We start from the raw sequence: 25,836 nt of genomic DNA, 5'->3' as shown, positions 1-25,836 counted from the left end.
GGCGCGGGGCGGCCGCGCGGGCGGACATCCCGACACCGCGTCGGGAAAACGTTGCGCGAGTACGGACGCTCGTGGTGACATGGTACCGAGCGCTGGTTAGGTGTACCTAAGTACGCGCCCCGGGCCGGTCCAGGAGGCAGCCATGTCGGCAGCAGGAGCAGCACGCGCAGCAGCGGGAGCAGGGCGAGCGCCCGGCGAGGTCGTGTCCGTGGGGGCGCTGCTCGCCTCTTGCGCGGCCGCCGACGCCGTGTCCACGCCGCCCGCGCGCATCCCCGTACGGCCGGTGCCCCAGGACGGGGAACAGGCCGCTGCGGAGTCCGAAGCGGCCTGAGGTTCCCTGCGGGCATCGCCCGTACGGGTGAAAGATGAAGGGTGCCCGTCAGGGCACGACGACCACCTTCGTGTTGATCGTCGCGAAGGCCCACATCGCGTCGCCGTCGGCCCGCGACATGCGGATGCCGCCCGTCTTCTTCGACTGGTCCGGCTCCGGCACCGTGCCGTCGACGCGCGCGCTGAAACCGATCGCGATGCCGTCGGTGGTGGCGAACCGTACGACGTGCTCGATCGGCACGCCGTCCGAGCCGGTGACCGTGCCCGAGCGCGAGCCCACCGGATAGCTGCCCGGCACCGGGTGGACCGTGCTCGGCATGACCGTGAAGGACTTCGGCTCCTGGCCGTCCTCGCCGACCAGCCACACGCGCTTTTGGGACACCGAGTAGACGACCCGCACCCCGGTCCCGGAGTCGGCCGGCACCGCGGCGGGCTTCGACGGGTCCGGCCGGGCGGGGCCCGGGGCCGGCGCGGGGGCCTGCGGGGCTGCCTTCGCGGGGCGGGCGGGCGCCGTGGCCGAGGCCTGGTAGCCGAGGAAACCGACGACGGCCAGCGCCGCGACGGTGAGCCCGGCCACGATTCCCGAGCTGCTGCGTGCCACCTTGCTCCGCCTTCCCGCGGTCTCCCCGCGTGTACGTCCTCATCGGCCCTGTGTCGTAGGGTCCCGGCCCCGGCCGTTACCGGTACGGGAATACCCGGTCGAACACCGCACCGACTGCCTCGGTCGAAAGGTAGCAGCCGGGGTGGCCCGCGACCGGCCGCAAGGGCCGGGGTCCCGGGAGTCGTAGGCTGTTCGCGTGCTCTTGCTCGCTGTAGATACCGCCACGCCCGCCGTCACCGTCGCCCTGCACGACGGCGAGTCAGTCCTCGCCGAGTCGAACCAGGTCGACGCCCGCCGTCACGGGGAGCTGCTGCTGCCCTCCGTCGACAAGGTCCTCGCCGAGGCCGGGGTGAAACTCGAAGCCGTCACCGGCATCGTCGTCGGCGTCGGCCCCGGCCCCTACACCGGGCTGCGCGTCGGCCTCGTCACGGCCTCGACATTCGCCGCCGTCCTCGGCGTCCCGGTGCACGGCCTGTGCACCCTGGACGGCCTGGCCCACGCGGCCGGCGCCGCCGGGATCGAGGGCCCCTTCACCGTCGCCACCGACGCGCGGCGCAAGGAGGTCTACTGGGCCCGGTACGAAGACCCGCGCACGCGCGTCGGCGACCCGGCGGTGGACCGCCCCGCCGACATCGCCGAGCACGTCGCGGGGCTGCCCGCGGTCGGACAGGGCGCGCTGCTGTACCCGGACGTCTTCACCGACGCCCGCGGGCCCGAGCACCAGAGCGCCGCCTCCCTCGCGGCCCTGGCGGCGCAGCGGATCGCCGCCGGCCTGGAGTTCCTGCCTCCGACCCCGCTGTACCTGCGCCGCCCCGACGCCCAGGTACCCAAGAACTACAAGGTGGTCACCCCGAAGTGACCGCGGTACTGCGCGAGATGCGCTGGTGGGACATCGGGCCCGTGCTGGAACTGGAACACGAGCTGTTCCCCGAGGACGCCTGGTCCGCCGGAATGTTCTGGTCCGAGCTCGCCCACGCGCGCGGCCCGCACGCCAGCCGCCGCTACGTCGTCGCCGAGATCCCTCCCGGCAGCGGCGCCGCCGGAGCCGAGGGGGCCACCGGCCGCATCGTCGGCTACGCCGGGCTGGCCGCCGCCGGGGACCTGGGCGACGTACAGACCATCGCGGCGGCCCGCGACCAGTGGGGCACCGGCCTCGGCGCCCGGCTCCTCGACGACCTGCTGCGCCACGCGACCGCCTTCGAGTGCGCCGAGGTGCTTCTGGAGGTGCGGGTGGACAACACCCGCGCCCAGAAGCTCTACGAGCGCTTCGGTTTCGAGCCGATCGGCTTCCGCCGGGGCTACTACCAGCCCGGCAACGTCGACGCGCTCGTGATGCGCCTTTCCGATCCCGCACACTCCGTCCTCGCGGACGGACCCGTACAAGGTGAGACCCATGGCTGACGAACCCCTCGTCCTCGGTATCGAGACCTCCTGCGACGAGACCGGCGTCGGCGTCGTCCGCGGCACCACCCTGCTGGCCGACGCGGTCGCCTCCAGCGTCGACGAGCACGCGCGCTTCGGCGGTGTCGTACCCGAGGTGGCCTCCCGCGCGCACCTGGAGGCCATGGTCCCGACCATCGACCGCGCCCTCAAGGAAGCCGGCGTCAGCGCCCGCGACCTCGACGGCATCGCCGTCACCGCGGGCCCGGGCCTCGCGGGGGCGCTGCTCGTGGGCGTCTCGGCGGCGAAGGCGTACGCGTACGCGCTGGGCAAGCCGCTCTACGGGGTCAACCACCTCGCCTCGCACATCTGCGTCGACCAGCTGGAGCACGGGCCGCTGCCGGAGCCGACCATGGCGCTCCTGGTGTCGGGCGGCCACTCCTCGCTGCTGCTCGCGCCGGACATCACCGCCGACGTACGGCCGCTCGGCGCGACCATCGACGACGCGGCCGGCGAGGCCTTCGACAAGATCGCCCGCGTGCTCCAGCTGGGCTTCCCGGGCGGTCCGGTCATCGACCGGCTCGCCCGGGAGGGCGACCCGAAGGCGATCAACTTCCCGCGCGGGCTGACGGGGCCGCGCGACGCGGCGTACGACTTCTCCTTCTCCGGCCTCAAGACGGCGGTGGCCCGCTGGATCGAGGCGAAGCGGAAGGCGGGCGAGGACGTGCCGGTGCGCGATGTGGCGGCGTCCTTCCAGGAGGCCGTGGTGGACGTGCTGACCCGCAAGGCGATCCGCGCCTGCAAGGACGAGGGCGTCGACCACCTGATGATCGGCGGCGGTGTCGCGGCCAATTCCCGGCTGCGGGCGCTGGCCCAGGAGCGGTGCGACGACGCGGGGATCACCCTGCGCGTGCCGCGGCCCAAGCTGTGCACGGACAACGGCGCGATGGTGGCCGCGCTCGGCGCGGAGATGGTCAAGCGGAACCGGCCGGCCTCGGACTGGGACCTGTCGGCGGACTCCTCGCTGCCGGTGACGGACCCGCACGTTCCGGGGACGCGGGGAGACCACGGGCACGGCCACGACCACGTGCACGAGGTGAGCAAGGACAACCTCTACTCATGAGCACGGTCGCGCTGATGTGGGAGGCCCGGGCCGTGCCCGGCCGGGGCAACGAGCTGCTGGAGTGGGCCCGCGCCCAGGTCCTGGCCCGGGAGCCGGTGCGGCGCGAGGTGCTGCGGGCCCCGCAGGACCGGGTGCTGGTGGTCACCTGGTGGGAGGCCGCGGAGGGCGTGGCGGCGGAGCTGCCCGAGCTTCCCGAGCCGGCCGCGGACCTGATCACCCGGGCCGTGCACCGCTGGCGATTCGAGTCGGTGGAGGTTGCCGGCGGCTGAGCGCCGGTCGAGTGACCCTGTATCAGGTCCTCGTACGGTCATGTGCATGCCTCGTCATGACCTGCCGCCCCCGCCGCCGCCCGCGCACCTGCGGGAGTGGCTGGACGAGTCCGTCGTACGCGCCGAGCGCGCGCGCTTCCTCCAGGAACTGGCCCGGCGCATCCTCGCCCCGGGCCGGCTGCTGTCGCTCTGGGCGGTGGCAGCCGTCTTCGCCCTCGGCTGGAGCTTCATCGGCATGGCCCTGATGGCGATCGAAAGCCACGACCCGCTCTCGTACCTCCTCGGGGCCGTCTTCGGCGCGCTCGGCACGGCCGTGCTGGTGCCGGCCGGGATCTGGTTCGCCAAGGGCGCCGAACGGGACCGGCAGCTGCGCCGGCTGCTGTGCGCCTGGGCCGAATCCGACCGCGACCCGGCCGCGGCGGCCCTGGTGCGCGCGCCGTGGCGCAGCCTGACCTGGCTGCTCGCCTCCTTCGCCCTCGGCGCGGTCGGGCTGTGGGTGACGTTCGGGACGGCGGTCGAGGCGCGGCCGGGCGAGGTGACGAACGGCGAGGTCACCTACCTCATGGGGCTCGGCCTGATCCTGTGGGTCACCGCCCTCCTCGGTCTCGGCAAGGCCGGCGCGCACCACCGCTGGACCGTGCGCGCCTTCGGCGAGAGGGCCTGAGGGCTGCCCCGCGGCCCCCGCGGCCCCCGCGGCCCCCGCGGGCGCCGCGTGACCGAGGGACGGCCCTCAGGAGGACGGCGCCGGAACCGACCACAGGTGGTCCGGGACCGCGATCCGCGTGACCGTCTTGCCGATGAGGTTGCTCAGGCTCCCGGTGTCCTTGTCGATGTCGGAGTTCACGATGACCACCATGACCACGCCCTGCTGCGGATGCCGGACGGCGATCGTCTCGTAGCCGGGCAGCTCGCCGTTGTGCCCGACCCAGCCGTTGACGTCGAGGACCCCCAGCCCGTAGCGCACGCCCGGGAGGCCGGTCGGCAGGGCCTCCATGCGCTGCGCCTGCGTCCCCGGCTCCAGCAGCCGCTTGCCGTCGGGCAGTTTCCCGCCGGTCAGCGCGGGGACCCAGGTGCGCAGGTCGTCGAGGGTGGAGGTCATCGCACCGGCCGCCCAGCCCCAGGAGGGGTTCCACCGGGAGGCGTCGAGCACCTTCCCGCCGGGCGTCCCGGCGACCGTGTAGCCGTGGACGTACGGGCTCGGGATCTCGGCGCCCTTCGGGAGCGCCGTGTCCTTGAGCCCCACGGGCTCCAGCACGTGGTCACGCAGGTAGCCGGAGAGGTCCTGCCCGCCGAGCTTCTCCACGAGCAGTCCGAGCAGCACGGTGTTGGTGTTGGAGTACTCCCACCGGGCGCCGGGCGGGAACCGGGCCGGGTGCCGGAACGCCACGTCGAGCAGCTCCTGGGGCTTCCAGGAACGGGTGGGGTGGGCGCGCAGCTCGGCCTGCCAGGCCTCGTCGGAGGGGTAGTTGTAGAGGCCGCTGCGCATGGCGGCGAGCTGGCGGATGGTGATCCGGCCGCCACCCGGCACCCCGTCGAGGTACTTCGAGACGGGGTCGTCGAGGCGGAGCCTGCCCCGGTCCACGAGCTGGAGCACCGCGGTGACGGTGAAGCTCTTGGTGACGCTGCCGATCCGGGTGTGGAGGCCGGGCTCCATCGGGGCGCCCGTCGCGGTGTCGGCGGTGCCGAAGGAGCGTACGTACGAGCCGTGGCCGCGGTCGAACCACAGCCCGACGGTGACCCCCGGGATGCCTTCCTCCTTCATGGCGGCCGTGACCGCGTCGTCGATCCGCCGCGCGGTGGCCGGATCGACGCCGGCCCGTCCCGGGGCCTCCGCGGCGGGGGCCTGCCCCGCGCACAGGGCCGTCAGCAGCAGGGAAGCGGCCGCCATCGCGGGGACGGCCCGGAAGCTGCGCATGGCGCACCACCTCTGAACGACCGGGGCCCCGAGGCTGACCCTCCCAGCCTATGAACCCGGCGCCCGCCCGGCGACCGGGCCGTTCACGGCCCTTCCACGGGCGCCCCGATCAGCATCGAGGGAGCACCGGCGACGCGGGTCAGGATCACCGTCGCCGAATGCGGGCCCTGGGGCTTGACCTTCTTGCGCAGTTCCTCCGGCTCGATGGCCGAACCGCGCTTCTTCACGGTCAGGACGCCGACGCCGCGCTCGCGCAGCAGCGCCCTCAGCTTCTTCAAGCCGAAGGGCAGCACGTCGGTGATCTCGTACGCGGTCGCGTACGGGGTCGCGCGCAGCTCGTCCGCGGTGATGTAGGCGATGGTCGGGTCGATCAGGCGGCCGCCCAGCTGCTCGGCGACCTCCGCGACGAGATGGGCGCGGATCACGGCGCCGTCGGGCTCGTACAGGTACCGGCCCACCGGCCCCGCCTCGGGGTCCGGCAGCGGATCGGCGGTGCGCAGCGCGCGCGGCCCCGGCAGCAGCGTGGCCCGTACGCTGCCGGGCTCCGTCCCGAACCACAGCACGGCCTCCTTCACGTCCCCCTGGTCGGAGATCCACTCGGCCTCGGCCTCCGCCGGGACGGCCTCGTGCGGGATCCCGGGGGCGATCTTGATGGCGGCGTACGGGGCGCTGCGCGCGGCCGCGACGGCCCAGGACAGCGGCGGCGAGTAGCTCTCGGGGTCGAAGATCCGGCCCCGGCCGCCGCGCCGGGCCGGGTCGATGAAGACGGCGTCGTAACCGGCGGTGTCGACGGTCGTCACGTCCGCCTCCCGGACCTCGATCAGGTCCGCCAGCCCCAGCGCCTCGGCGTTGGCCCGGGCGACGGCCACCGTCAGCGGGTCGTGGTCCACCGCCAGCACCCGGATGCCCAGCCGGGCCAGGGCCAGGGCGTCCCCGCCGATGCCGCAGCACAGGTCCGCGACGCTGCGTACGCCGAGGGCCGCGAGCCGGCCGGCGCGGTAGGCCGCGACGGAGGCGCGGGTGGCCATCTCGCCGCCCCCGGGGGTGAAGTACATGCGGAAGGCGTCCTCGGCCCCGAACTTCACGGCCGCCCGCTGCCTGAGGCGGGCCTGCCCGAGCGCGGTGGAGACCAGGGCGGCGGGGTGCTCGCGGCGCAGCCGGGTCGCCACGGCCAGCTCCTGGGCGGCGTCGTAGTCGTGGAGCGAGTCGAGGAGGGCGCGCCCCTCGGGGGTGAGCAGGGCGGCGAAGTCTTCGGGGGTCACGCGGTCCATTGTCGGCCAGTGTGGGCCAGTCGATGGAAGGTCGAGCTCCGCTCGCGGTGTCTGCCGGGGCCCGGGGGAGTGTCCTGGGAGTATCCGTCGCTATGCAGCCTGTACGACAAAAGGGAAATAAGACGCAACAAGGTCATCGGCCCGCGGCGCGTCCGCTCGGCCGGTACGGGGTGGCCCTCGCCGCGCTGCTGGTCGCCGCGCTGGGCACCGCATGCGGCTCCTCGAACCCGCCGGCCACCAAGCCCAAGGGCGGCACCGGCGCCGAAGGCTCGGGCGCCGCGGGCGCGCTCGCCAACCCCGCCGAGCAGCAGAAGGCCGCCCAGCAAGCCCGGATCGCCGCCGCGAAGAAGTGGAAACTGGCCAAGCCGCCGCTGACCGCCCCGCCCGCGCCCAAGACGAAGCCGGAGATCACCACCCGCGACGGCTTCGAGGTCGAAGGCCAGGAGGACCTGCCGCCCGTCTTCACCACGGTCCCCACCGAGGACAAGGTCGTCTTCCTGACGATCGACGACGGCGCCGAGAAGGACCCCGAGTTCCTCAAGATGATGAAGGAGCTCCACCTCCCCTACACGGCGTTCCTCAGCGACTACCTGGTCCGGGACAACTACCCGTACTTCAAGGAGATGCAGGCCGCGGGCGTCACCCTGAACAACCACACGCTCAACCACCGCTACCTGCCGGCCCTCGACTACGAACAGCAGCGCGAGGAGATCTGCGGCCAGCAGGACACCATCCAGAAGCAGTTCGGCAAGCGGCCGACACTCTTCCGGCCCCCCTACGGCAACTACAACCAGGACACGCTGCGCGCGGCGAAGTCCTGCGGCATCAAGGCCGTCCCGCTGTGGAACGCCGAGGCGTTCGTGAACCGGATGGATTACCGTGAATGGGACCGGGACCTCCACCCCGGCGACATCATCCTCACGCACTTCCGGGGCCGGGACGACTGGAAGGGCACGATGCCTGACATGATCCGTCATGTCATGAAGACCGTCACGGACAAGGGATACGCCGTGGCTCGCCTGGAGGACTACTTGTGAAGTACGCGCGCCGGTTGATAGCCGGGACGCTCGCAGCCGGCGCGCTCGCGCTGTCCCTGTCGGGGTGCGGGAACAGCGTGGACCCCATCGAACGACTGGGCCGCAAGACCAAGCAGGAGGCGGGGAAGCCGTCGGCCTCCCCGTCCACCGCCGCCTCGTCCCCGGCGCCGGCGGCCTCGGCGGACGACGCGTACCGCAAGTGGGGGCTGACGGCCCCGGTCCAGTACGCGCCGAAGCCCGCCCAGAAGCCGCAGCTCCCCAAGGCCGCGCCGGGCAAGCCGGCCGTCATAGACCGAATACCCGTCGCGCCGACCGACAAGGTCGTCTTCCTGACCTTCGACGACGGCGCGGAGAAGGACCCGCAGTTCCTCAAGATGGCGGCCGACCTCAAGCTGCCGATCAGCATGTTCCTCACGGACAACGTGGCCTCGTCCGACTACGGCCACTTCCAGACGCTGCGCGACAACGGCAGCGGCAGCACGATAAACAACCACACGCTGACCCACCCCAACCTGCGCACGCTGGACTTCGCGGCGCAGAAGAGGGAGATATGCGGTCAGCAGGAACGCCTGGAGAAGCGCTTCGGTACCAAACCGACCCGCTTCCGGCCGCCGTTCGGCAACTACAACGACAACACCCTCAAGGCCGCCTCCGAGTGCGGCATCTCCCAGGTCATCCTGTGGCGCGTGTCGATGCAGATCACCGGCTTCCAGTACGCCGAGGGCTCCGCGCTCCGCCCGGGCGACATCATCCTCGCCCACTTCCGCGGCCCGGCGGAACTCAAGGGCGAAACCGAAACCAAGATGACCGCCAACATGCTCACCCGCATCCAGGAACAGGGCTTCAAGATCGCCCGCCTGGAGGACTACCTGTAGGGGCGGAGCATCCCGCCCCGGGACCCCCTACACCCCCGCCCCCGCCGGCGTCAGCCCCGCCTCCGCCGGGTCGTGGGCATCCGCCTCGCGTTGGCGTTCCGCGCTGTCGCTGATGCGGAGCAGCAGGGCGATCATGAGCCAGTTGGCCAGGAGGGACGAGCCGCCCTTCGCCAGGAAGGGCAGGGCCTTGCCCGTCAGGGGGATCAGGCCCGTGACGCCGCCCGCGACCACGAACACCTGGAGCGCCAGCGCCGCCGCCAGCCCCACCGCCAGGAGCTTGCCGAACGGGTCCCGCGCCGCCAGCGCCATCCGCAGGCCCCGCTGGACGAGGAGCGCGTAGATCAGCAGGACCGCCATCACCCCCGCGAGGCCGAGCTCCTCGCCCACGGTGGTCAGGATGAAGTCGCTGCGCCCCGCGAACTTGATCAGCTCGGGGTGGCCCATGCCGAGTCCGGTGCCGGTGATGCCGCCCGTGCCGAAGCTGAACAGCGCCTGCGCCGACTGGTCGGAGGTGACGCCCGACGGCCGGTCCTTCCAGTAGTAGGACAGCGGGTTGAGCCAGGCCGCCACGCGCGCCTTGACGTGCGGCTCGGTCGAGCCCACCACGAAGGCGCCGCCCGCCGCCATGACCAGGCCGCAGACGATCCAGCTGGTGCGTTCCGTGGCGACGTACAGCATCACCACGAACACGCCGAAGAAGATCAGCGACGTACCGAGGTCCCGTTCGAAGACGAGCACCAGCAGCGACAGGACCCAGACGGTGACGATCGGCCCGAGCTGCCGCATCGGCGGCAGCCGCATCCCCAGGAACTTGCGGCCCGTCAGGGCCAGCGAGTCCCGGTGGACGACCAGGTAGCCCGCGAAGAAGACCGCGATCATGATCTTCACGAACTCGCCCGGCTGGAGCGAGAACCCGAACAGGATGATCCAGCGCTTCGCCCCGTAGGTGTCCGCGCCGAAGAAGGCCGGCGCGATGAGCAGCACCAGCGCGACGGCCATCGTGAGGTAGATGAAGCGCTGCAGCAGTCTGTGGTCGCGCAGCAGCGCCACCACCAGCAGGCAGGCGGCGACCCCGACCACCGTCCACATCAGCTGACCGGGGGCGTTCGCGTCGGATCCGTAGCGCTCGATGTACCCCTGGTCGAGGCGGTTGATGAGGACGAGCCCGAGCCCGGTCAGCAGCATGGCCAGCGGGAAGATCAGCGGATCCGCGTACGGCGCGAAGCGGCGGATGCCCAGGTGCCCCACCAGCGACAGCAGCGTCAGGCTGATGGTGAAGCCGGTGAGCTTCGGCGGCAGTGCGCCGTTCATCGCCAGACCTGCCGCGGCATGACCGAAAACGGCGATGCCGGTGACGAGGACGAGCAGCAATGCTTCGGTACGACGGCGCGCGCCGGCCACCGTCAGCGGCCTCAGACCCCGCACGGGATGCCTTCACCGCCGGTATTAGGGCGTTTTATCTTCATATCCACTACGACGAGGAAGCCCTGACGATGGTTCCTGGAAGGCCCGCCCGGCGCCGTCCGGGGCCGTTCGGAGGGGGGTGATCCGCAATCCGTCGGGTGGTGTGTTGGCACTCCGCTTGACCGAGTGCTAATCGCCGGAATAGTCTCGCACCTGGCACTCGCCCCCGGTGAGTGCCAACACAGCGACAGGCAGGTCCGGCACCCGCGACGACGGATCGACCTGGTCGCCACCTCAGACAGTTAACCCCGGATCTCCGAAGGGGGAGGTCGGATCGTGACGACCGCCAGCTCCAAGGTTGCCATCAAGCCGCTTGAGGACCGCATTGTGGTCCAGCCGCTCGACGCCGAGCAGACCACGGCCTCCGGCCTGGTCATCCCGGACACCGCGAAGGAGAAGCCCCAGGAGGGCGTCGTCCTTGCGGTCGGTCCGGGTCGCTTCGAGGACGGCCAGCGTCTCCCGCTGGACGTCAGCGTCGGCGACATCGTGCTGTACAGCAAGTACGGCGGCACCGAAGTGAAGTACAGCGGCGAGGAGTACCTCGTCCTCTCGGCCCGCGACGTGCTCGCGATCGTCGAGAAGTAAGCCACTTCTCCAGTTTTGCTTTGAGCTGCGCCCCTGGTCACCCTGCTGATGCCGGGGGGCTAGGGGCGTAGTTCGTTCTAGGCGGTGGCGGTCGCGGTGAGCGGCCGAGGATCGCAACGAGAGGACTGAACCGCTCCCATGCCGAAGATTCTGAAGTTCGACGAGGACGCCCGTCGCGCCCTTGAGCGCGGTGTGAACAAGCTTGCCGACACGGTGAAGGTGACGATCGGCCCCAAGGGCCGCAACGTCGTCATCGACAAGAAGTTCGGCGCGCCCACCATCACCAACGACGGTGTCACCATCGCCCGCGAGGTCGAGCTGGACGACCCGTACGAGAACCTGGGCGCCCAGCTCGTGAAGGAGGTGGCGACCAAGACCAACGACATCGCGGGTGACGGCACCACCACCGCCACCGTGCTGGCCCAGGCGCTGGTCCGCGAGGGTCTGCGCAACGTCGCCGCCGGCGCCTCCCCGGCCGCCCTCAAGAAGGGCATCGACGCCGCCGTCAAGGCCGTGTCCCAGGAGCTCCTCGCGACCGCCCGCCCGATCGAGGACAAGTCCGACATCGCCGCGGTGGCCGCGCTCTCCGCGCAGGACCAGCAGGTCGGCGAGCTCATCGCCGAGGCGATGGACAAGGTCGGCAAGGACGGTGTCATCACCGTCGAGGAGTCCAACACCTTCGGCCTGGAGCTGGAGTTCACCGAGGGCATGGCCTTCGACAAGGGCTACCTCTCGCCGTACATGGTCTCCGACCAGGAGCGTATGGAGGCCGTCCTCGACGACCCGTACATCCTGATCAACCAGGGCAAGATCTCCTCCATCCAGGACCTCCTGCCGCTGCTGGAGAAGGTCATCCAGGCCGGCGCCTCCAAGCCGCTGCTGATCATCGCCGAGGACGTCGAGGGCGAGGCCCTCTCGACCCTGGTCGTCAACAAGATCCGTGGCACCTTCAACGCCGTCGCCGTCAAGGCCCCCGGCTTCGGTGACCGCCGCAAGGCGATGCTCCAGGACATGGCCACCCTCACCGGTGCCACCGTCATCGCCGAGGAGGTCGGCCTCAAGCTCGACCAGGCCGGTCTGGACGTCCTCGGTACCGCGCGCCGCGTGACCATCACCAAGGACGACACCACCATCGTCGACGGTGGCGGCAGCTCCGACGAGGTCCTCGGCCGCGTCAACCAGATCAAGGCCGAGATCGAGTCCACGGACTCCGACTGGGACCGCGAGAAGCTGCAGGAGCGCCTGGCGAAGCTCGCCGGCGGCGTCTGCGTCATCAAGGTCGGCGCCGCCACCGAGGTGGAGCTCAAGGAGAAGAAGCACCGCCTCGAGGACGCCATCTCGGCGACCCGCGCCGCGGTCGAGGAGGGCATCGTCTCCGGCGGTGGCTCCTCCCTCGTCCACGCCGTGAAGGTGCTGGAGGGCAACCTCGGCCTCTCCGGCGACGAGGCCACCGGTGTCTCCGTCGTCCGCCGTGCCGCCGTCGAGCCGCTGCGCTGGATCGCCGAGAACGCGGGCCTCGAGGGCTACGTCATCACCGCCAAGGTCGCCGAGCTCGACAAGGGCCAGGGCTTCAACGCCGCGACCGGCGAGTACGGCGACCTGGTGAAGGCCGGCGTCATCGACCCGGTCAAGGTCACCCGTTCCGCGCTGGAGAACGCCGCTTCCATCGCCTCCCTGCTGCTCACGACCGAGACCCTGGTCGTCGAGAAGCCGGCCGAGGAAGAGGCCGACGCCGGTCACGGCCACGGTCACGGCCACAGCCACTGACCACGTCAGAGCTGAGCTGAACCGGGGAAGCCCCGGTTCCCGCCGCTGCGAAGCGGTGGGGACCGGGGCTTTCCCGTGCCGTGGGGCGGGCTGTGCGCAACCCCGTGTGCCGTGGGGCGCGCCGTGGACACCCCGTGTGCGTCACATGCCCATGTCCTGGGTGGTGCTGCGCGAGGCCATGCCCGTGTTCATGCCCAGCTGGCGCATCAGGCCGGGGGCGTCGTAGTACCACCAGCCCTCCGCGACCTGGCCGTTCTCGATCCGGAAGGTGGTGCAGCCCGCCATGCTGACCTCCTGTCCCGTCGAGGGGGCCCCCATGAACTCGCCCTTCTGCCTGCCGGTCCAGTTCCACAGGGTGGTGACGCAGTCGCCTTCGGCGATCTGGCGGTGCAGGTCGAAGGTGAAGTCGAAGGCGTCGCGCCACATCGTCATGCTCTGGCGCAGTCCCTCGCGCCCGTCGGCGTTGCCGGGCATCCGCATCATGTCGTGGTCGATGTAGCCGGCCGCGACGCACTCCTCCATGACGTCGAAGTTGCCCTTCTCCGCCAGGTCCTCGAAGATCCGGTTCACGAGCAGCTTGTTGAGGTACTCGTCGCGGACGACGTCCAGGTTCATGAACTTCGGCATGCCTTCGCAGAGGGACACCATTTCCTGGAACATCCGGTCCGTCTCGGGCAGCTGAGAGTTCCTCATGGCCTCCTCGTACGAGGGGAATTCGACGAGATCGACGTAGTGCGTCTTGGCGTCGCGGTCCCGTCCGATCATCGTGTGGGTGACCGTCCGCCGGCCGCTCGCCTGCTCCGCCCAGCGGTCGATGAGCGCGTTCATCTCTTCGAACCGCTTGGTTTCGTAATCAATTACCTGCACGAAAGTCATCGCGTCGCCTCCCGGCTGGATGGACCCAGATGAGACACATCCAGTTTAGGGAGGTTCGTCCCGGTCGGCGCCGCGCTCAGGGAGTTACCGGGGCCCGTACTTGCGGCCCGTACGCGACGTCACCCCGCCCAGCAGCCCGCGCGGCGTCAGCTTCACCACGCCCATCAGCGCCTTGTACCGCGGGTCGGGGATGGAGACGGTCTTGCCCCGCGCCAGGTCGGCCAGTGCCGCCGCCACCAGCTTGTCGGCGTCCAGCCACATCCACCCCGGGATGTTGTCGGTGCCCATCCCGGCCCGCTCGTGGAACTCGGTCCGTACGAATCCCGGGCACAGCGCCATCAGCCGCACCCCGCTCCCGGCCAGGTCCCGCGCCGCGCCCTGGGTGAACTGCACGACCCACGCCTTGCTCGCCCCGTAGGTCCCGCGCGGCACGAAGGCGGCCACGGAGGCCACGTTGACGACACCGCCGCGCCCGCGCGAGCGCATCGACTCGGCCGCCGCCGAGGTCAGCCGCAGCACCGCCTCGATGTGCACCTTCAGCATCGTCAGCTCGTCCGCCATGGGGACCTGGAGGAAGCTGCCCTTGTTGCCGAAGCCGGCGTTGTTGACCAGCAGGTCGACCGGGTGCGTGCGGTCGCCGAGGCGGGCCTCGACCGCGGCGATTCCCTTCTCCGTGGACAGGTCGGCGGTCAGCACCTCCGCCTCGATGCCGTGCCGGTCGTGCAGTTCGGTGGCCTGCTCACCCAGGCGCTCGGTGTCCCGCGCCACCAGCACCAGGTTGTGTCCCTGGGCGGCGAGCCGCCGGGCGAAGGCGGCGCCGATGCCCGCCGTGGATCCCGTAATCAACGCAGTCGTCATAGGCGCAACCTAGCTTTATTCCGGGCCCGGTTCGCCAGTCGCCCCCGTCGCACCCCACGCCCCAAAGCGAGCCTGGAGCATTCCCGCTTCGGTCAAAGGTGGGCTTATGCTCGAAGGGTGATCGAGGCACGTCATCTACGGGTTCTGCGCGCCGTCGCCGGGACCGGGTCCTTTTCCGCCGCCGCCCGCGAACTGGGCTGCACCCAGCCGGCCGTCTCCCAGCAGATGAAGGCTCTGGAGCAGTCGGCCGGCACCCCGCTGCTCATCCGGACCGGCCGCGAGATGCGGCTCACCCAGGCCGGCGAGGCGCTGGTCAGGCATGCCGCCGGCATCCTGGCCGGACTGACCGCCGCCGAGGAGGAGGTCGCGGCGATCGCCGGGCTGCGCGCGGGCCGGGTCCGGCTTGTGTCGTTCCCCAGCGGCAGTTCCACGCTGGTCCCCACGGCGCTGGCGGCCATGCGCGCCGAGCACCCCGGCACCCGGATCTCGCTGGTCGAGGCCGAGCCCCCGCGCTCGGTGGAGATGCTGCGCGAGGGGGACTGCGACCTGGCGCTGGCCTTCCGGTACGGGGCTTCGGCCGGCCCCGCCGCCGAGTGGGAGGACCTGGTGGTGCGGCCCCTGCTGACCGACCGGCTCGTGGGGCTGGTCCCCGAGACGCACCGGCTGGCCGGAGCCGGCCGGGTGGGCATGGCAGAGCTGGCCGGGGAGCCGTGGATCGCGGGGTGCCCGCGCTGCCGACGCCATCTGGTCGAGGTGTGCGAGGAGGTGGGCTTCACCCCGCGCATCGACTTCGCGACCGACGACTACCCGGCGGTGGTCGGCCTGGTCGGGGCGGGGCTCGGGGTGGCGGTGCTGCCGGAGCTCGCGGTGGAGTCCGTACGGGCCAAGGGGGTCAGCGCCGTGGTGGTCGAGCCGGCCGTCGAGCGCGAGGTCGTGGCGCTGACCCTGCCCGACCTCGCCCGGGTCCCGGCGGTGGCCGCGACCCTGGTGGAACTGGAGCGGGCCGCCGCGTCCATGGGGGCGTGACGGTCCCGGTCCGGGGGCGGTGCGACACGCCCGGGCGCGCCGCGTCGGCAGAGTTCCGCGGGAGGGGCTCACGGAGGTTCGGCGTAAAGGTTCCGGGTGGGATCGAGTGATCTTCGGATGATCCGCCCTCGGAGTGAGGAAACGTTCCTTCGGACGGTTCGGTGGGTGGGCGTCAGTGCGGAGCGGCCGGACCGGTAGCGCTCGACGCGGGGATCAGCCGGTGGCGTGCGCGTCCCATCAGCTCTTCGCGTTCGTCCTCGGTGAGGCCGCCCCACACCCCGTAGGGCTCGCGGACGGCGAGTGCGTGCGCGGCGCATTCCGCGCGCACCGGACAGCGCATGCAGACCTCTTTAGCCGAGGCCTCGCGCGCGCTCCTGGCCGCGCCCCGCTCGCCTTCCGGGTGGAAGAAGAGGGAGCTGTCGACCCCGCGGCAGGCAGCCAGCAGCTGCCAGTCCCAGAGGTCGGCGTTCGGTCCGGGGAGCCGGGAGAAATCTGCCATGGGTAGTCCTCTTGGTGCCGGTTGAGGCGGATAGGGTCCATGTCTCCACATCTACAGTCGTAGTAGATGTAAATATGACTCATTGGGAATCTAGCCTCAGACACAGGGCGAACGGAAGGAAAGCCGCCAAATAGGGCATAGCTCCAGATGGAGGACCGGGGGCTCGTGGCTCCTGCGCCGTGATCGCGTCCTCACGTAGAGTGCCGAAGGTGTCCGTCCGACCCGTAACTCTTTCGAGTGACCATCGTTGAGAGTGCGAAGGCGGTTGAACCAAGAAGTTCTCGGACAGGTGTCCGGGGGCATCGACCGCACAGGTGACGATACGTACCAGCCTGGAGGCTCAAGGTGACGCGCATCAGCTGCGGAGGGCGGTCATGACTTCCGTCCTCGTCTGCGACGACTCCCCGCTTGCCCGAGAGGCGCTCCGTCGCGCGGTTGCCACCGTGCCCGGCGTCGAGCGTGTGACGACGGCTGCCAACGGCGAGGAAGTCCTCCGCCGCTGGGGTGCCGACCGCTCCGATCTCATTCTGATGGATGTCCGGATGCCGGGCCTCGGCGGTGTGGAGACGGTTCGCCGGCTGCTCTCGGCCGACCCGGGCGCCCGCATCATCATGCTGACGGTCGCCGAGGACCTGGACGGCGTGGCCCTCGCGGTCGCCGCCGGAGCCCGGGGCTATCTGCACAAGGACGCCTCGCGCGCCGAACTGCGGGCCACGGTCACCCAGGCGCTCGCCGACCCGACCTGGCGACTGGCCCCGCGCCGGCTGCGCTCCGCCGAGATGGGCGCCGCGCCCACCCTCACCGCGCGCGAGATCCAGGTGCTGGAGGGCATGAGCCACGGCCGTTCCAACGCGGAGATCGGGCGCGAGCTCTTCCTCTCCGAGGACACGGTCAAGACGCACGCCCGCAGGCTCTTCAAGAAGCTCGGCGCCTCGGACCGGGCGCACGCCGTGGCACTCGGGTTCCGCTGGGGCCTGGTCCGCTGACCGCGGAGCACCCAGAGTGTCCCGCCGTACCCGGTGCGCAAGCGGGGGTTGGCGGGGCACAATCCGGGGGACGTGTCGCTTCGGGCGCGATGCCGCATCCTTGAGGGTGTGCCGCATTTTCGAAGATGTGGCCTCAGGGACCATTCGGGCCGAGCGGAGGGGAGGGCGCAAACCATGAGTTCCGGCGCACCCGCTCATAACGCTTCGACGCACAACCAGGACCGCGGTGCCACGAACGGTCCCGTGCCAGGGCACCATGGATCGATGCGCGACGACGAGGCCCAGGGGTCACCCACGGCCACAAGCCACACGGACGCCGCCAAAGGCGGCGGTGCCGGGGCCGTCAGCGCGCTCGTACGCCGAGCGGTGGAAGGCGACGAGCAGGCCACCCACGACCTGCTCGCCTTCGTGCACCCCCTCGCCATCCGCTACTGCCGTACCCGGCTGTCCCGACTTCCCGGTGACGCTCGTCACTTCGTGGAGGACCTGGCGCAAGAGGTGTGCGTCGCCGTCCTGATGGCGCTGCCCCGCTACCGGGACACCGGCCGCCCCTTCGAGGCGTTCGTCTTCGCCATCGCCGCGCACAAGGTCGCCGACCTCCAGCGGGCGGCCATGCGCCACCCGGGGAGCACCGCCGTCCCGTCCGACGAGATGCCGGAGCGGCCCGACGACTCGCTGGGGCCCGAAGAGCGGGCGCTGCTGAGCAGTGACGCCGCCTGGGCCAAGAAGCTGCTGGCCAACCTCCCCGAGAATCAGCGCGAGCTGCTCGTCCTGCGGGTGGCGGTCGGTCTGACCGCCGAGGAGACCGGGCAGATGCTCGGGATGTCGCCCGGCGCCGTACGGGTGGCGCAGCACCGCGCGCTCAGCCGGCTGCGCGCCCTCGCCGAGCAGTAGGGACACGTTCCCTCACGGTCAGTGGTCGTAGGAACAGACGAAACTGACGGTTGATGTTGGTCGTGGAATGAGACGCCCCGGGATCCCGTTAGCATGGACATCCGCGCTGAGCAAGACCATTGGGAAGGTGTCATGACCGCCGACGGAGTGCCCGACAAATTCGCCACGCTCGGACTGACCTACGACGACGTCCTGCTGCTGCCGGGCGCGTCGGACATGGCGCCGGACCAGATCGACACCTCCTCCCTCATCTCCCGCAACGTCCGGGTGAACGTCCCGCTGCTCTCCGCGGCCATGGACAAGGTCACCGAGGCCCGCATGGCCATCGCGATGGCCCGCCAGGGCGGTGTCGGCGTACTGCACCGCAACCTCTCCATCGCCGACCAGGCCAACCAGGTCGACCTGGTCAAGCGCTCCGAGTCGGGCATGGTCACCGACCCGATCACGGTCCACCCCGACGCGACGCTCGGCGAGGCCGACCAGCTCTGCGCGAAGTTCCGCATCTCCGGTGTCCCGGTCACCGACGCCGCCGGCAAGCTGCTGGGCATCGTCACCAACCGCGACATGGCCTTCGAGTCGGACCGCAGCCGCCAGGTGCGCGAGGTCATGACCCCGATGCCGCTGGTCACGGGCAAGGTCGGCATCTCCGGCGTCGACGCCATGGAGCTGCTGCGCCGCCACAAGATCGAGAAGCTGCCGCTCGTCGACGACGCGGGCATCCTCAAGGGCCTCATCACGGTCAAGGACTTCGTCAAGGCCGAGAAGTACCCGAACGCCGCCAAGGACAAGGACGGCCGGCTGCTCGTCGGCGCGGCCGTCGGTGTCGCCGGTGACGCGTACGAGCGCGCCCAGGCCCTGATCGAGGCGGGCGCCGACTTCATCGTCGTCGACACCGCCCACGGCCACTCCCGCCTGGTCGGCGACATGGTCGCCAAGATCAAGTCGAACTCCGGCGTCGACGTCATCGGCGGCAACGTCGCCACCCGCGACGGCGCCCAGGCGCTCATCGACGCCGGCTGCGACGGCATCAAGGTCGGCGTCGGCCCCGGCTCCATCTGCACCACCCGCGTCGTCGCCGGCATCGGCGTCCCGCAGGTCACCGCCATCTACGAGGCCTCGCTCGCCGCGAAGGCCGCGGGCGTCCCGGTCATCGGCGACGGCGGCCTCCAGTACTCCGGCGACATCGCCAAGGCGCTCGTCGCCGGCGCGGACACCGTGATGCTCGGCTCGCTGCTGGCGGGCTGTGAGGAGTCCCCGGGCGAGCTGCTCTTCATCAACGGCAAGCAGTTCAAGTCGTACCGCGGCATGGGCTCGCTCGGCGCGATGCAGTCCCGCGGCGACCAGCGCTCCTTCTCCAAGGACCGCTACTTCCAGGAGGGCGTCGGCGGGGACGACAAGCTGATCCCCGAGGGTATCGAGGGCCAGGTCCCCTACCGCGGCCCGCTGTCCGCGGTCGTGCACCAGCTGGTCGGCGGCCTGCGCCAGTCGATGTTCTACGTCGGCGGCCGCACGGTCCCCGAGCTGCAGGACCGGGGCCGCTTCGTCCGGATCACCTCGGCGGGGCTCAAGGAGAGCCACCCGCACGACATCCAGATGACGGTCGAGGCGCCGAACTACTCCCGCAAGGGCTGAGTGGAGCTTTGACGAAGGGCGGGCCGGGGTGACCGGGCCCGCCCTTCGGCCGTCCGGCGTCCGTGGGTGACCGGCGCTGCGCGCCGCGCTGGAGCTCTGCCCCAGACCCCACGCCGCAAACGCCGGCGGGGCTGGAATGGCGTCCGTACAGCGGTCACCGGAACGCGGGCCCCCGGGGTTCGGGGATACTGGACGGGCAGACCCAGAGGAAAGGCCACCACACGTGACTGAGATCGAGATCGGGCGCGGCAAGCGCGGCCGCAGGGCGTACGCGTTCGACGACATCGCCATCGTCCCGAGCCGGCGTACGCGGGACCCGAAGGAGGTCTCGATCGCCTGGCAGATCGATGCGTACCGCTTCGAGCTCCCCTTCCTGGCCGCCCCCATGGACTCGGTGGTCTCCCCGCAGACCGCGATCCGCATCGGCGAGCTCGGCGGCCTCGGCGTGCTGAACCTCGAAGGCCTGTGGACCCGCTACGAGGACCCGCAGCCGCTGCTGGACGAGATCGCGGAGCTGGACGAGGCGACCGCGACCCGCCGGCTCCAGGAGATCTACTCCGCGCCGATCCAGGCGGACCTGATCCGCCGGCGCATCAAGGAGGTGCGCGACTCCGGTGTGGTCACCGCCGCCGCGCTCTCCCCGCAGCGCACCGCCGAGTTCTCCAAGGCCGTCGTCGAGGCGGGCGTGGACATCTTCGTGATCCGCGGCACCACCGTGTCCGCGGAGCACGTCTCCGGCGCCGCCGAGCCGCTGAACCTCAAGCAGTTCATCTACGAGCTCGACGTGCCGGTCATCGTGGGCGGCTGCGCCACCTACACGGCGGCCCTGCACCTGATGCGCACCGGCGCCGCGGGCGTCCTGGTCGGCTTCGGCGGCGGCGCCGCGCACACCACGCGCAACGTGCTCGGCATCCAGGTCCCGATGGCCACCGCCGTCGCGGACGTGGCCGCGGCCCGCCGCGACTACATGGACGAGTCCGGCGGCCGCTACGTGCACGTCATCGCCGACGGCGGCGTGGGCTGGTCCGGGGACATCCCCAAGGCCGTCGCTTGCGGCGCCGACGCGGTGATGATGGGCTCCCCGCTGGCCCGCGCCACGGACGCGCCCGGCAAGGGCAACCACTGGGGCATGGAGGCCGTCCACGAGGACGTGCCGCGCGGCAAGAAGGTCGACCTGGGCACGGTCGGCACCACCGAGGAGATCCTCACCGGCCCGTCGCACTCCCCGGACGGCTCGATGAACCTCTTCGGCGCCCTGCGCCGCTCGATGGCCACCACCGGCTACAGCGAGCTCAAGGAGTTCCAGCGGGTCGAGGTCACCGTCGCGGACTCCCAGCACAGCCGCTGACCGGCTCCGGACCCCGCGTGTGCGGAAGGGCCCGGCTCCCCGAGGGGGAGCCGGGCCCTTCCGCACACGCGGGGCGGGTCAGGCGGCGGCCTTCTTGGCCGCGCCGAAGGAGACGAAGCCGCCGATGCCGAGGAAGAGGAAGGTCATGGGGCCCGCGTCTTCCTTCCAGGCGTCGACGAGGAGCGACACGCCCATGTTCAGGACGTCGAGCACGCCCACCTTGAGCTCGTCCGCGCCGATCATGGCGATGCCGAAGATCTGGCCGGCGAAGATCGCGGCCAGCGAGACCAGCACGCTGACGACCGGCAGGAGCGGGTTGCGCCCGCCCAGCTTGCCCGCGGCGAAGCCGACGAGGGCGCCGACGCCGACCGCGGCGTAGCCCACCTGGTACTTCGTGACGCCGATGATCGCGCCGTAGATGCCGGCCGCCACCACGGCCGCCACCAGGGCGGCGACGACGCCGAGGGCCACGTTGCCGGAACGGGCGGGCGCCGGGGCGGCCACCTCGGTGTAGGACGAGGGCGCGGGCGGCTGGAACTGCTGGCTCATGAAGGGTCCCCCCAGGGATGCGGACGCACGGATGCCCGAGGGACATAAGTGCGAGATAAGCGACGCCGCAGCTAGCAGGCCGCTCCGACATCCGGAGGGGGGATTTCCCGGCGGTCAGAGCCGGTGGGCCGCGCCGGCCGGGCTGGCGCCGCGGGTGTCCAGGAGCAACTGGGCTTTGACCGCGAGGCCTTGGAGGTCGTACGTGCGGTGGTGCTGGAGCAGGATCGTCAGGTCGGCGTTCGCGGCGGCCTCGTACAACGATTCGGCCCGCGGGACCGGCCGGTCCCGGACACGCCAGCCCGAGATGTACGGATCGTGGTAGCTGATCAGCGCGCCGAGGTCGATGAGCCGGCTGGCGATCTCCGGGGCCGGGGAACCCTCCTGGTCCGCGAGGTCGGGCTTGTACGTGACCCCGAGCAGCAGGACGCGGGCGCCGCGGGCGGATTTGCCGTGCTCGTTCAGCAGGGTGGCGGAGCGCTGGATGACGTACTGCGGCATCCGGGTGTTGACCTCCTGCGCCAGACCGACCATGCGCAGCGGGTGGCCCGGGGTGCGGGTGGTGTGGGGGAGGTAGGTGGGGTCCAGGGGGACGCCGTGGCCGCCGACGCCCGGGCCGGGGCGGAACGCCTGGAACCCGTACGGCTTCGTCTCGGCGCAGCGGATGACGTCCCAGAGGTCGACCCCGATGTCGTGGCAGAGGACCGCCATCTCGTTCATGAGGGCGATGTTGACGTGCCGGTAGTTGGTCTCCAGCAGCTGAACGGTTTCCGCCTCGCGCAGGCCGCGGGCTCGGACCACCTTCTCGGTGATGCGGGCGTAGAAGGCGTGTGCCGACTCGGTGCAGGCGGGGGTGAGGCCGCCGATGACCTTGGGGGTGTTGGCGATGCCGTGGGTGCGGTTGCCGGGATCGAGGCGGCTGGGGGAGTAGGCCAGGTGGAAGTCCCGGCCGGCGCGCAGTCCGGAGCCGGCTTCGAGGATCGGGCGCAGGTAGTCCTCCGTGGCACCGGGGTGGGCCGCGGATTCGAGGATGACGGTGGTGTGGGGCCGCAGCCGGGCGGCGAGCGTGTGGCCGGCCTCGCCGACCGCGGAGAGGTCGAGTGCCCGGTCGGCGCCGAGCTGGGTGGGGGCGCAGATGACGGCGGTGCGGACCCGGCCGAGCTCGGCGGGGTTGGTGGTGATCCGGAAGCCGGCCGCCGACATGCGGCGGATTTCGGCGGCGGTGAGGCTGCTGTCCGTGGCCGGACCGCTGTCGTAGCCGACTGTCTCGATTCCGGCGGCGACGGCCGCCTGGGCGAGGGGGAGGCCGAGGTGGCCGAGTCCGATGACGGCGAGATCTGCGGGCATGGGGGTAGCCGTCCCTTCCCTTCCCTTACATGAGCGGGCTGGGCGCGCAAGCCCTGGGGATGAGCAGGGCTGGTGCAATGTCAGACTAGGCGTATATATGACTGAAATGTCGCATTCCGGAGGGATGGCTACCGTTGTGTTGTCCACAGGCGGTGGCCGAGTCGGGAGCGGCCGGTGAGAATCGTGGACGGGGAGGGGTGCGGGTTCGCCCGCAGCAGGCGGGTACGCCCGCATCGAGCGGGTTCGCCCGCAGCAGGCGGGTTCGCCCGCACAACGGGAGGCAGCCGTGAGGACAGCGACACTGGGACCGGCGCAACGCGCCGAGGCGCTCGCCGCAATGGCCGAACGCGAACTGGACGTGCTGGTCGTCGGCGCGGGCGTGGTCGGCGCCGGAACCGCGCTCGACGCCGTCACCAGAGGCCTGACGACCGGCCTGGTGGAGGCCAGGGACTGGGCGTCGGGCACGTCGAGCAGGTCGAGCAAGCTGATCCACGGCGGCCTGCGCTACCTGGAGATGCTCGACTTCGCGCTCGTGCGCGAAGCGCTGAAAGAACGCGGTCTGCTGCTGGAGCGGCTGGCCCCGCACCTGGTCAAGCCCGTGCCGTTCCTCTACCCGCTCCAGCACAAGGCCTGGGAGCGGTTCTACGCCGGTTCGGGCGTGGCCCTCTACGACGCGATGTCGGTCTCCAGCGGGCACGGACGGGGCCTGCCGACCCACCGGCACCTCTCGCGCAAGCGCGCCCTGCGGATCGCGCCCGCGCTGCGCAAGGACGCCCTGGTGGGGGCCCTGCAGTACTACGACGCCCAGATGGACGACGCCCGGTACGTGACGACCCTGGTCCGGACGGCCGCGGTGTACGGGGCGCACTGCGCCAACCGGGCGAGGGTCATCGGCTTCCTGCGCGAGGGCGAACGGGTGGTCGGGGCGCGGGTGCGGGACGTCGAGGGCGGCGGGGAGTACGAGATCCGCGCCAAGCAGATCGTGAACGCCACCGGGGTGTGGACGGACGACACGCAGGCGCTGATCGGCGAACGCGGCCAGTTCCACGTCCGGGCGTCGAAGGGCATCCATCTGGTCGTACCGAAGGACCGGATCAACTCCTCCACCGGGCTGATCCTGCGGACCGAGAAGTCCGTGCTGTTCGTCATCCCGTGGGGCCGCCACTGGATCGTGGGCACCACGGACACCGACTGGGACCTCGACAAGGCGCACCCGGCGGCTTCGAGCGCCGACATCGACTACCTGCTGGAGCACGTGAACTCGGTCCTGGCGGTCCCTCTGACGCGGGACGACGTCGAGGGCGTGTACGCGGGCCTGCGGCCGCTGCTGGCGGGCGAGTCGGACGCGACGAGCAAGCTCTCGCGCGAGCACACCGTCGCGCACCCGGTGCCGGGGCTGGTGGTGGTCGCGGGCGGCAAGTACACGACGTACCGGGTCATGGCGAAGGACGCGGTGGACGAGGCCGTGCACGGGCTGGACCAGCGGGTGGCCGACTGCGTGACGGAGGACGTCCCGCTGGTGGGGGCGGAGGGGTACCGGGCGCTGTGGAACGGGCGCGCGCGGATCGCCGGCCGGACGGGCCTGCATGTGGTGCGGGTCGAGCACCTGTTGAACCGGTACGGGTCGCTGACGGAGGAACTGCTCGACCTGATCGCGGCCGATCCGGGGTTGGGGGAGCCGTTGTCGGGTGCGGACGACTACTTGCGGGCAGAAGTGGTGTACGCCGCGTCGCACGAGGGGGCGCGGCACCTGGACGACGTACTGACGCGGCGGACGCGGATCTCGATCGAGACGTTCGACCGTGGGACGCGATCGGCGCGGGAGTGTGCGGAGTTGATGGCTCCGGTGCTGGGGTGGGACAAGCAGCAGATCGAGAAGGAGGTCGAGCACTACGAGAAGCGGGTGGAGGCCGAACGGGAATCGCAGCGCCAGCCGGACGACCAGACGGCGGACGCGGCGCGGCTGGGTGCGCCCGACATCGTTCCGTTGTAACTCCGGGATCCGGGAGGGGGAACCGCGGACCCGGGGCGTCCGTCCGTTGCGGAGTGAGCAACAATGAGGGTTCTGCCGGGGCGGTTTACCGTGCCCCCCGGCGGCTGCCGGGGCAGCCGGGGCAGGCTGCACGAACGCAGAGGGGACGCATGTCGAAGCCGGATCACACCGAATCGCCTGCCGGTGTCGCTGGCGCTGGCGCCGCGAAGCCGGCCCGGGGTAGGGCGGGGTCCGAGCACGCCGACGCGGATCCCGCTGCCGCCGGGGGCGCCGGTGGCGCCGCTGGGGCGCGCAAGCCGGCTGACGCCGGGTCGACTGACGCCGGGTCGGAGCAGGCTGCGGCGAAGCAGGGGGTCGGTGGGGCGGCTAAGGCCGACCTGAACAAGGCGGCCCCTCCGGCTGGGAAGCCCGGCTCCGCCGAGTCGGCTGACGCCGGGGTCGAGCAGGCTGCGCCTGAGGACGCTGCGGCGAAGCCGGGCGTTGGTGGAGCGGCTGAGGCCGACCTGACCAAGGCGGCGGCCGGGACGGGCAAGCCCGGGTCCGGGAAGCCGGTTGACGGCGAGTCGGCGGCCACCGAGGTGCGGGACGCCGGAGCTGCGGGCGAGGCGACCAAGGATGGCGGGGCCGCGCCTGCGGAGGGCGAGCCCGTCGAGGCGAAGACGCGGAGCGCGAAGCCGATGCCCGCCGGGGGCGCTGCGAAGACCGACCTGAACAAGGCGGCCCCTCCGCCTGGGAAGCTCGGCTCCTCCGAGACGGCTGATGCCGGGGCCAAGCAGACCGAGTCAGCGGACGATGTGGCGAAGCCGGGCGTTGGTGGGGCGGCTGAGCCCGACCTGAGCAAGGCGGCGGCCGGGAAGTCGGCTGACGCCGACTCGGCGGAGGCCGGAGCCGAGCAGGCTGCGTCAGCGGACGTGGCGGCGAAGCCAGGTGCTGGTGGGGCGGCTAAGGCCGACCTGGCCAAGGCGGCGCCCGTGGCCGGGAAGTCGGCTGACGCCGAGTCGGCGGAGGCCGGAGCCGAGCAGGCTGCGTCAGCGGACGTGGCGGCGAAGCCGGGCGTTGGTGGGGCGGCTGAGGCCGACCTGAGCAAGGCGGCGGCCGGGAAGTCGGCTGACGCCGAGTCGGCGGAGGCCGGAGCCGAGCAGGCTGCGTCAGCGGACGTGGCGGCGAAGCCAGGTGCTGGTGGGGCGGCTAAGGCCGACCTGGCCAAGGCGGCG

At 71.4% G+C, this 25,836-nt stretch carries 25 protein-coding genes and 1 pseudogene; 17 read left to right on the top strand and 9 right to left on the bottom strand.

Going from position 1 to position 25,836, the window contains the following annotated elements; translation table 11 throughout:
* Positions 1–142 precede the first annotated feature (142 nt).
* A complete protein-coding gene (locus ACIA6C_RS08950; protein WP_361133878.1) occupies positions 143–331 on the top strand; it encodes a hypothetical protein in 189 nt (62 codons plus the stop codon).
* A gap of 48 nt (positions 332–379) precedes the next feature.
* Here the strand turns inward: ACIA6C_RS08950 and ACIA6C_RS08945 are convergent, their stop codons facing one another.
* Positions 380–931, bottom strand: coding sequence for a hypothetical protein (locus ACIA6C_RS08945; RefSeq protein WP_361133875.1), 552 nt, complete (start codon positions 929–931; stop codon positions 380–382).
* A gap of 196 nt (positions 932–1,127) precedes the next feature.
* On the opposite strand from ACIA6C_RS08945, the gene tsaB reads away from it, so the two are divergent.
* From tsaB to ACIA6C_RS08920, 5 genes are read left to right on the top strand one after another with little or no spacing between them, the layout of a single operon-like run.
* A complete protein-coding gene (gene tsaB / locus ACIA6C_RS08940) occupies positions 1,128–1,790 on the top strand; it encodes a tRNA (adenosine(37)-N6)-threonylcarbamoyltransferase complex dimerization subunit type 1 TsaB (RefSeq protein WP_399273912.1) in 663 nt (220 codons plus the stop codon).
* Between the two features lie 17 nt (positions 1,791–1,807).
* Complete coding sequence (locus tag ACIA6C_RS08935) at positions 1,808–2,332, top strand: GNAT family N-acetyltransferase (RefSeq protein WP_399274544.1); 525 nt, start codon at positions 1,808–1,810, stop codon at positions 2,330–2,332.
* Positions 2,325–3,434: a tRNA (adenosine(37)-N6)-threonylcarbamoyltransferase complex transferase subunit TsaD gene (gene tsaD / locus ACIA6C_RS08930; protein ID WP_399273910.1), complete on the top strand. Its 1,110-nt coding sequence runs from the start codon at positions 2,325–2,327 to the stop codon at positions 3,432–3,434. The genes ACIA6C_RS08935 and tsaD overlap by 8 nt, the downstream gene beginning before the upstream one ends.
* A complete protein-coding gene (locus tag ACIA6C_RS08925; RefSeq protein WP_361133865.1) occupies positions 3,431–3,703 on the top strand; it encodes a hypothetical protein in 273 nt (90 codons plus the stop codon). The genes tsaD and ACIA6C_RS08925 overlap by 4 nt, the downstream gene beginning before the upstream one ends.
* A gap of 46 nt (positions 3,704–3,749) precedes the next feature.
* On the top strand, positions 3,750–4,367 hold the full coding sequence (locus ACIA6C_RS08920; protein ID WP_366082409.1) for a hypothetical protein: 618 nt from the start codon (positions 3,750–3,752) through the stop codon (positions 4,365–4,367).
* 66 nt (positions 4,368–4,433) lie between these two features.
* On the opposite strand, the gene ACIA6C_RS08915 is transcribed toward ACIA6C_RS08920, so the two are convergent.
* On the bottom strand, positions 4,434–5,618 hold the full coding sequence (locus ACIA6C_RS08915) for a serine hydrolase domain-containing protein (RefSeq protein ID WP_399273907.1): 1,185 nt from the start codon (positions 5,616–5,618) through the stop codon (positions 4,434–4,436).
* A gap of 83 nt (positions 5,619–5,701) precedes the next feature.
* On the bottom strand, positions 5,702–6,889 hold the full coding sequence (locus ACIA6C_RS08910; protein WP_399273905.1) for a methyltransferase domain-containing protein: 1,188 nt from the start codon (positions 6,887–6,889) through the stop codon (positions 5,702–5,704).
* Positions 6,890–6,981: 92 nt separating this feature from the next.
* Here ACIA6C_RS08910 and ACIA6C_RS08905 point away from each other — a divergent pair, with 92 nt between their 5' ends.
* Together ACIA6C_RS08905 and ACIA6C_RS08900 are read left to right on the top strand one after the other, a co-directional pair.
* Positions 6,982–7,926: a polysaccharide deacetylase family protein gene (locus tag ACIA6C_RS08905; protein ID WP_399273903.1), complete on the top strand. Its 945-nt coding sequence runs from the start codon at positions 6,982–6,984 to the stop codon at positions 7,924–7,926.
* Positions 7,923–8,801: a polysaccharide deacetylase family protein gene (locus ACIA6C_RS08900; protein ID WP_399273901.1), complete on the top strand. Its 879-nt coding sequence runs from the start codon at positions 7,923–7,925 to the stop codon at positions 8,799–8,801. Before ACIA6C_RS08905 ends, ACIA6C_RS08900 begins: the two co-directional genes overlap by 4 nt.
* A gap of 27 nt (positions 8,802–8,828) precedes the next feature.
* Here the strand turns inward: ACIA6C_RS08900 and ACIA6C_RS08895 are convergent, their stop codons facing one another.
* Complete coding sequence (locus ACIA6C_RS08895; protein ID WP_399273899.1) at positions 8,829–10,226, bottom strand: FtsW/RodA/SpoVE family cell cycle protein; 1,398 nt, start codon at positions 10,224–10,226, stop codon at positions 8,829–8,831.
* A 315-nt stretch (positions 10,227–10,541) separates the two neighbouring features.
* On the opposite strand from ACIA6C_RS08895, the gene groES reads away from it, so the two are divergent.
* Entirely contained in the window at positions 10,542–10,850 is a 309-nt protein-coding gene (groES, locus tag ACIA6C_RS08890) for a co-chaperone GroES (RefSeq protein ID WP_030230757.1), read from the top strand.
* 138 nt (positions 10,851–10,988) lie between these two features.
* The gene (gene groL / locus ACIA6C_RS08885) at positions 10,989–12,617 is read left to right on the top strand and encodes a chaperonin GroEL (RefSeq protein ID WP_190183028.1); all 1,629 of its coding nucleotides are present in this window, start codon (positions 10,989–10,991) and stop codon (positions 12,615–12,617) included.
* Between the two features lie 141 nt (positions 12,618–12,758).
* On the opposite strand, the gene ACIA6C_RS08880 is transcribed toward groL, so the two are convergent.
* Both ACIA6C_RS08880 and ACIA6C_RS08875 read right to left on the bottom strand, forming a co-directional pair.
* Positions 12,759–13,493 carry an ester cyclase gene (locus ACIA6C_RS08880; RefSeq protein ID WP_399273897.1) on the bottom strand — a complete coding sequence of 245 codons (735 nt, stop codon included), beginning with the start codon at positions 13,491–13,493 and terminating at the stop codon, positions 12,759–12,761.
* Between the two features lie 84 nt (positions 13,494–13,577).
* Positions 13,578–14,351 carry an SDR family oxidoreductase gene (locus ACIA6C_RS08875; protein ID WP_366082680.1) on the bottom strand — a complete coding sequence of 258 codons (774 nt, stop codon included), beginning with the start codon at positions 14,349–14,351 and terminating at the stop codon, positions 13,578–13,580.
* A gap of 117 nt (positions 14,352–14,468) precedes the next feature.
* Between ACIA6C_RS08875 and ACIA6C_RS08870 the strand changes: the two genes are divergently transcribed.
* Complete coding sequence (locus tag ACIA6C_RS08870; protein WP_399273894.1) at positions 14,469–15,377, top strand: LysR family transcriptional regulator; 909 nt, start codon at positions 14,469–14,471, stop codon at positions 15,375–15,377.
* 172 nt (positions 15,378–15,549) lie between these two features.
* On the opposite strand, the gene ACIA6C_RS08865 is transcribed toward ACIA6C_RS08870, so the two are convergent.
* Positions 15,550–15,876, bottom strand: coding sequence for a WhiB family transcriptional regulator (locus ACIA6C_RS08865; protein WP_136213260.1), 327 nt, complete (start codon positions 15,874–15,876; stop codon positions 15,550–15,552).
* Between the two features lie 374 nt (positions 15,877–16,250).
* Here ACIA6C_RS08865 and ACIA6C_RS08860 point away from each other — a divergent pair, with 374 nt between their 5' ends.
* From ACIA6C_RS08860 to ACIA6C_RS08845, 4 genes are all read left to right on the top strand, one after another.
* Complete coding sequence (locus tag ACIA6C_RS08860) at positions 16,251–16,862, top strand: response regulator transcription factor (RefSeq protein WP_003948568.1); 612 nt, start codon at positions 16,251–16,253, stop codon at positions 16,860–16,862.
* 264 nt (positions 16,863–17,126) lie between these two features.
* On the top strand, positions 17,127–17,756 hold the full coding sequence (locus ACIA6C_RS08855) for a sigma-70 family RNA polymerase sigma factor (protein WP_329197567.1): 630 nt from the start codon (positions 17,127–17,129) through the stop codon (positions 17,754–17,756).
* Between the two features lie 132 nt (positions 17,757–17,888).
* Positions 17,889–19,388 carry an IMP dehydrogenase gene (gene guaB / locus ACIA6C_RS08850; protein WP_361133836.1) on the top strand — a complete coding sequence of 500 codons (1,500 nt, stop codon included), beginning with the start codon at positions 17,889–17,891 and terminating at the stop codon, positions 19,386–19,388.
* 223 nt (positions 19,389–19,611) lie between these two features.
* Entirely contained in the window at positions 19,612–20,736 is a 1,125-nt protein-coding gene (locus tag ACIA6C_RS08845) for a GuaB3 family IMP dehydrogenase-related protein (RefSeq protein WP_361133833.1), read from the top strand.
* Positions 20,737–20,814: 78 nt separating this feature from the next.
* Here ACIA6C_RS08845 and ACIA6C_RS08840 read toward each other — a convergent pair whose 3' ends face one another.
* Together ACIA6C_RS08840 and ACIA6C_RS08835 are read right to left on the bottom strand one after the other, a co-directional pair.
* Positions 20,815–21,285 (bottom strand): hypothetical protein, encoded by a 471-nt coding sequence (locus tag ACIA6C_RS08840; RefSeq protein ID WP_399273891.1) that lies wholly within the window; start codon positions 21,283–21,285, stop codon positions 20,815–20,817.
* Positions 21,286–21,399: 114 nt separating this feature from the next.
* Positions 21,400–22,629, bottom strand: coding sequence for a nucleotide sugar dehydrogenase (locus ACIA6C_RS08835; RefSeq protein ID WP_361129716.1), 1,230 nt, complete (start codon positions 22,627–22,629; stop codon positions 21,400–21,402).
* Between the two features lie 286 nt (positions 22,630–22,915).
* Here ACIA6C_RS08835 and ACIA6C_RS08830 point away from each other — a divergent pair, with 286 nt between their 5' ends.
* Together ACIA6C_RS08830 and ACIA6C_RS08825 are read left to right on the top strand one after the other, a co-directional pair.
* Positions 22,916–24,622, top strand: coding sequence for a glycerol-3-phosphate dehydrogenase/oxidase (locus ACIA6C_RS08830; protein WP_399273889.1), 1,707 nt, complete (start codon positions 22,916–22,918; stop codon positions 24,620–24,622).
* 149 nt (positions 24,623–24,771) lie between these two features.
* Positions 24,772–25,836, top strand: a pseudogene (locus ACIA6C_RS08825) (hypothetical protein); the annotation flags it as partial.

Source organism: Streptomyces sp. NPDC051578 (assembly GCF_044454045.1).
Taxonomy (GTDB): domain Bacteria; phylum Actinomycetota; class Actinomycetes; order Streptomycetales; family Streptomycetaceae; genus Streptomyces.
Note: the sequence above shows the minus strand (reverse complement) of the source record. Positions and strands in the feature narration are given on the sequence as shown.

Excerpts from the sequence above, each read along its gene's own strand:
- ACIA6C_RS08905 (WP_399273903.1), top strand. The coding sequence starts at position 6,982 with ATGCAGCCTGTACGACAAAAGGGAAATAAGACGCAACAAGGTCATCGG.
- ACIA6C_RS08855 (WP_329197567.1), top strand. The coding sequence starts at position 17,127 with ATGCGCGACGACGAGGCCCAGGGGTCACCCACGGCCACAAGCCACACG.
- ACIA6C_RS08920 (WP_366082409.1), top strand. The coding sequence starts at position 3,750 with ATGCCTCGTCATGACCTGCCGCCCCCGCCGCCGCCCGCGCACCTGCGG.
- ACIA6C_RS08860 (WP_003948568.1), top strand. The coding sequence starts at position 16,251 with ATGACTTCCGTCCTCGTCTGCGACGACTCCCCGCTTGCCCGAGAGGCG.
- ACIA6C_RS08950 (WP_361133878.1), top strand. The coding sequence starts at position 143 with ATGTCGGCAGCAGGAGCAGCACGCGCAGCAGCGGGAGCAGGGCGAGCG.
- ACIA6C_RS08915 (WP_399273907.1), bottom strand. The coding sequence starts at position 5,618 with ATGCGCAGCTTCCGGGCCGTCCCCGCGATGGCGGCCGCTTCCCTGCTG.
- guaB (WP_361133836.1), top strand. The coding sequence starts at position 17,889 with ATGACCGCCGACGGAGTGCCCGACAAATTCGCCACGCTCGGACTGACC.
- ACIA6C_RS08875 (WP_366082680.1), bottom strand. The coding sequence starts at position 14,351 with ATGACGACTGCGTTGATTACGGGATCCACGGCGGGCATCGGCGCCGCC.
- groL (WP_190183028.1), top strand. The coding sequence starts at position 10,989 with ATGCCGAAGATTCTGAAGTTCGACGAGGACGCCCGTCGCGCCCTTGAG.
- ACIA6C_RS08935 (WP_399274544.1), top strand. The coding sequence starts at position 1,808 with ATGCGCTGGTGGGACATCGGGCCCGTGCTGGAACTGGAACACGAGCTG.
- tsaD (WP_399273910.1), top strand. The coding sequence starts at position 2,325 with ATGGCTGACGAACCCCTCGTCCTCGGTATCGAGACCTCCTGCGACGAG.
- ACIA6C_RS08910 (WP_399273905.1), bottom strand. The coding sequence starts at position 6,889 with ATGGACCGCGTGACCCCCGAAGACTTCGCCGCCCTGCTCACCCCCGAG.
- ACIA6C_RS08835 (WP_361129716.1), bottom strand. The coding sequence starts at position 22,629 with ATGCCCGCAGATCTCGCCGTCATCGGACTCGGCCACCTCGGCCTCCCC.
- ACIA6C_RS08865 (WP_136213260.1), bottom strand. The coding sequence starts at position 15,876 with ATGGCAGATTTCTCCCGGCTCCCCGGACCGAACGCCGACCTCTGGGAC.
- ACIA6C_RS08925 (WP_361133865.1), top strand. The coding sequence starts at position 3,431 with ATGAGCACGGTCGCGCTGATGTGGGAGGCCCGGGCCGTGCCCGGCCGG.
- ACIA6C_RS08880 (WP_399273897.1), bottom strand. The coding sequence starts at position 13,493 with ATGACTTTCGTGCAGGTAATTGATTACGAAACCAAGCGGTTCGAAGAG.
- ACIA6C_RS08840 (WP_399273891.1), bottom strand. The coding sequence starts at position 21,285 with ATGAGCCAGCAGTTCCAGCCGCCCGCGCCCTCGTCCTACACCGAGGTG.